Source organism: Rahnella sp. CFA14(1/10) (assembly GCF_004195095.1).
In the GTDB taxonomy this organism is placed as follows: Bacteria; Pseudomonadota; Gammaproteobacteria; order Enterobacterales; family Enterobacteriaceae; genus Rahnella; species Rahnella perminowiae.
Window position 1 is genome coordinate 1 of record NZ_SEWS01000034.1, and the last position, 540, is coordinate 540.

Below are 540 nucleotides of genomic sequence, written 5' to 3' on the forward strand. Positions count from 1 at the left end.
CGAAGAAGCGGGCATAGAGTTTTTTAAAACAGGCAAGTGGTGGGAAGTATTAAAAGATGTCGGTAAAAAGCTGATTAACCCCACTGAATGGGCGAAGCTGACCGGGGATATCACGAAAAGTGCGGTGAAAAAAGTGAGCATCGAAGCAACTCCCTGGTTGCGTGACAATCCTGTTATTGCCGACATGCTGGTGACGGGCGTAGATACGCGAATCACCGCAGCAAAACTGCGTTTCGAACGCTTTTATGAAAGAGCGGTAGCCAACAGTCAGGTGCCCATCAAGCTGATCTCGGTTTCATTATTTGGTTACGATCTCGGGGCAACTCTGGCGCGTAAGTTTCTGGATACGCTGCTCGACGATATTTGCCAGAAGCAGGGCGATAAATACGTTTATCAGGGTATTCCCGTTGAGATCATTTTTACTGGTTTATTCGATTGTGCCCGGCATACGCCTGCCAGTAATAACAACGGTGTGGACTGGTTTGTCGGGGCATTCGGCGGCCCCATCAGGGGGATCAGTATTTTGCTGGGGGATAAATA

General features: G+C 48.9%; 1 pseudogene. It reads left to right on the forward strand.

Features of this window, described 5'->3' with window-relative positions:
• Positions 1 to 540 (forward strand): annotated as a pseudogene (locus tag EVX52_RS25125) (hypothetical protein); the annotation flags it as partial.